The sequence below is a fragment of the Nocardia concava NBRC 100430 genome (genome assembly GCF_000308815.1).
GTDB lineage: Bacteria > Actinomycetota > Actinomycetes > Mycobacteriales > Mycobacteriaceae > Nocardia > Nocardia concava.
This window is the reverse complement of record NZ_BAFX01000131.1, coordinates 1-4314: the sequence shown is the minus strand read 5'-3', so window position 1 is coordinate 4314 and position 4314 is coordinate 1. Positions and strand designations below refer to the sequence as shown.

Below are 4314 nucleotides of genomic sequence, written 5' to 3'. Positions count from 1 at the left end.
CCGCGACTGGGCACTGATCCTCACCAACCACCACGTCATCCTCGACGGCTGGTCCTATCCGCTACTGGTCACCGACCTGTTCACGCGCTACGCCGAGAACCCGGACACCGGAGTGGCGGCCGATTCGTACCGGGACTTCCTGGCATGGCTGGCAACCCGCGATCAGGACGCCGCATCGGCAGCCTGGTCCGCCGCATTGGACAGTGCCGAACCCACCCTGCTCGCCGCCGGCGCGAACTCCGAAACCGGTGTCGTGGCCGAGGAATGGCTCGCCGTTGACCTGGACACCGTCCGCGAGCTCGCGGCGGCCGCCGCCACGGCCGGGGTGACCATCCACACCGTCCTGCAATCCGTCTGGGCAATCCTGCTGGCGCAGTTCACCGGCCGCACCGACGTCGTGTTCGGCAGCACCGTCTCCGGCCGCCCCGGTGAGCTGCCCGACGCCGAGCGCACCATCGGACTGTTCGTCAACACCGTCCCGGCCCGGGTGCGGCTGGAACCGCGCGAGACCATCGCGCGGCTGTGGGCACGCATCCAGCACGAGCAGACGGCACTGCTCGAACACCACCACTTCGGCCTGTCGGAGATCCACGCGCTCACCGATACCGACAGCCTGTTCGACACCGTCATGGTGCTGGAGTCGTATCCCCTTGACGCCCAGGGCATTCGGCGGCTCACGGGCGAGGCCGACCTGAACGTCACCGGGGTGGCCGCCTCCGATTCCACCCACTACCCGCTGACCTGCAGCATCACGGTGCAGGACGGGCTGCGGATCCGGTTGCAGTACCAGCCCGAGGTGTTCGACGCGGCGACGGTCGCGGACTTCGCGCGGCGACTGGAGGGGGTGCTGCGAGCGATCATCGGCGATCCAGGTCTGCTGGTCCGCGACATCGAGACGCTGTCGGGCCTGGAGAGGCAACGATTGCTGGTCAAGGGCCGGGGCAGCGATCCGGAGACCGGCGATGCGATGACCTTGCCCGAATTCCTGACGGCGGCCGTGTCCGCGAATCCGGACGGCTGTGCGGTGGTCGATGGAGATCGGCGGGTCACCTACCGGGAGCTCGACGAACGCTCGAATCGGCTGGCGCACCGTCTGATTCGCGATGGCTTGGTCCCGGAGTCCATGGTGGCGGTGGGTGTGCCGCGCTCCCTGGAATGGGTGCTGGCCGTCTGGGCTGTCGCCAAGACCGGGGCGGCGTTCGTGTCGTTGGATCCCGCGCATCCGATCGACCGGAACCGGTTCATGTGCTCGGATTCCGGTGTACGCGTGGGGATTACCACCGGGCAGCATATTGCCGCGCTGCCGGAAGAAGGCATGTCCTGGCTGGTTCTGGACGACCTGACCGACAGTGCCCCGGCGATGCCGCTACCGACCGTTCTCGACCCGTCCAGCACCGCCTACGTCGTCTACACCTCCGGCTCCACGGGCCGTCCCAAGGGCGTCGAGGTCACCCACGCGGGCCTGTCGGGCGTGTGCGGCGCACAGCGACGGCGCTTCGAGGTCGGCCCGGATTCCCGGGTGCTGACGGTCGCGTCCCGCACCTTCGACGCGGCGATCTTCGAGCTGCTGCTGGCGGTCTCCGGCGCCGCGACGCTGGTGGTGGCACCGCCGGATGTCTATGGCGGACATGAACTCTCGACGCTCATGCGCGCCGAATGCGTCAGCCACGCCGTACTCACCCCGACCGTCGCCGCGGCCATGGATCCCGGCGGCCTCGACGACCTGGCGGTGCTGACCGTCGCCGGTGAAGCCTGCCCGCCCGGCCTGATCTCGCGATGGGCGGGCACCGATGCGGCGGGCCGCCGCCGGGTGCACAACCTGTACGGCCCGGCCGAGGCGACCATCTGGGTCACCGGCACCGCCGGCTTGCGGGCGGGCGACCCGGTCACCATGGGCTCGGTCATCGGCGGAATGTCCGCGCTGGTGCTGGATGCCTGGCTGCGTCCGGTGCCGGTGGGTGTGGTCGGTGAGCTGTACGTGTCGGGTCCCGGTGTGGCACGGGGCTATCGAGGCCGGGCGGGGTTGACCGCCTCACGGTTCGTTGCCGACCCGTTCGGTGCGCCCGGCGAGCGCCTCTACCGGACCGGTGACCTGGTTCGCTGGACCGCCGCCGAATCCGATTCCGGCACCGGTGTCCTGGAGTTCGTCGGCCGCTCCGACTTCCAGATCAAGCTGCGCGGACAGCGCCTCGAACTCGGCGAGATCGAGGCCGCGCTGTGCGCACAGGAGGGCATCGAGCACGCCGTCGTCCTCGTGCGCGAAGCGGAAACCGGTGCACGACTGGTGGCCTACGTGGTCGCCGCGCCGGGACGCGCGCTCGATCCGGAGGCGGTGCGGCGCGCGGTGGGACAGCGGGTACCGGGCTACATGGTCCCGGACGCGGTGATGGCGGTGGATGCCCTGCCGCTGACGGTGAACGGCAAGCTGGACAAGGCCGCACTGCCCGAACCCGTGATCGCCCGCGCCGCCTATCGGGCGCCCGCCACACCGGAGGAGGAGACGGTCGCGACGGTGGTCGCCGAGATCCTCGGCGTGGACCGCGTCGGTGTCGATGACGATTTCTTTGCGCTGGGCGGCAATTCGCTGTCGGCGACCCGGCTGGCGGCGCGGTTGGCCGATGCCCTGGGCTCGCCGATCGGTGTGCGGGATGTCTTCGAGGCCTCGCGGGTGGGCGAGTTGGCGGCCCGGCTGGCCTCGGCCGGGCGCGATGGCGGCGAGGGACCGCGCCTGCGGCCGTGGACGCGCCCGGATCGGGTTCCGCTGTCCTTCGCGCAGCAGCGCATGTGGTTCGTCAACCGGTTCGCGCCGGAATCGGCCTCCTACTCCATTCCACTGGTGCTGCGGTTGTCGGGCGCATTGGATGTCGCGGCCTTGTCGGCGGCGATCATGGATGTGCTCGCGCGGCACGAGGTGCTGCGAACCCGCTACCCGGATGTCGAGGGCGTGGCCCATCAGGCGGTGGTTCCGGTCGCGGATCTGGCGGCGGTCGCCGATGTGGACCTGAGGCCGTCGCCGGTCGATGACCTGCCGGAGGCCGTGTCCGCACTCGTGTCGGCCGGATTCGATGTGGCAGAACGTATTCCGTTGCGGGCCCGCCTGCTCTCACTGGGCACCGATGACTTCGCGCTCGTGATGGTCATCCACCACATCGCCGCCGACGGCTTCTCGATGGCGCCACTGGCACGCGACCTGGCGACCGCCTACGCGGCCAGGAGCGCGGGACGGCAACCGGATTGGCAGCCGTTGCCGGTGCAGTACGCGGATTACGCGCTCTGGCAGCGCGAACTGCTCGGTGCCGCCGACGACCCGCACTCACTGCTCGCCCGCCAAGTCGGCTACTGGGCAGGACAATTGCGCGACCTCCCCGAGGTCCTGGAGCTGCCCTCGGACCGCCCGCGTCCCGCTGTGGCCTCGCATCATGGTGCGGCCCAACGATTTACAGTCGAGCCCGCCGTTGTCGCCGGCCTCCGTGAGCTGGCCGCCTCGCACGGCGTCACCACGTTCATGGTCTTCCACGCGGCCCTGACGATGGTCCTGGCGAAGTTGTCGGGCACCAGCGACATCGCGATCGGCACGCCGGTCTCCGGGCGCGGCTCGGCTTTGCTCGATGACCTGGTCGGCATGTTCGTCAATACGGTCGTGCTGCGGACCCGGGTGGACGAGTCGGCCGCGTTCGCCGACCTGCTGGCCCAGGTGCGTGGCGTCGATCTGGATGCGTTCGCGCACGCGGAGATTCCCTTCGACCAGGTCGTGGAGGCCCTCGATCCGCCACGCAGCCAGGCCCATCACCCGCTGTTCCAGGTCATGCTCGCCTTCCACAATCTCGACCCGGCGGCGGTCGAACTGCCCGGCCTCGCGGTCAGCCCGTCCAGCGCGGAGACCGGCGTCGAACGCTTCGACCTCACTCTCACCCTGGCCGAAACCCCGGACGCGCACGGCGCGATGCCGATCGACCTGAGCTATGCCACAGACCTTTTCGACCCGGCCACAATCGCGACCCTCACCGAACGACTGGATCGGGTGCTGCGGACGATCGCCGCCGATCCCACCGTCCCGATCCGCGATATCGACATCATGTCCGCCGACGAGCGGCACGGCATCGAAACCTGGGGCAGCACAGGAACTCCCGGCATCGCGGCGGGCACCACCCTCCCGGTCCTGGTGGCCGCCGCCGTCTCCGCGAATCCGGACGCCGACGCGGTCGTGGACGGCGATCGCCGGATCTCCTATCGGGAGCTCGATGAGCGTTCGAATCAGCTGGCGCGCTTGCTGACCGACAGCGGAGTCGGCCCGGAGTCGGTGCTCGCCATCGC

Annotated in this window: 1 protein-coding gene; it reads left to right on the top strand. The window is 69.8% G+C overall.

Annotated features, from left to right (window positions below; genetic code table 11):
• The coding region (locus tag ON43_RS30465) for a non-ribosomal peptide synthetase (RefSeq protein ID WP_040813125.1) at nucleotides 1-4314 on the top strand (4314 nt) is incomplete at both ends.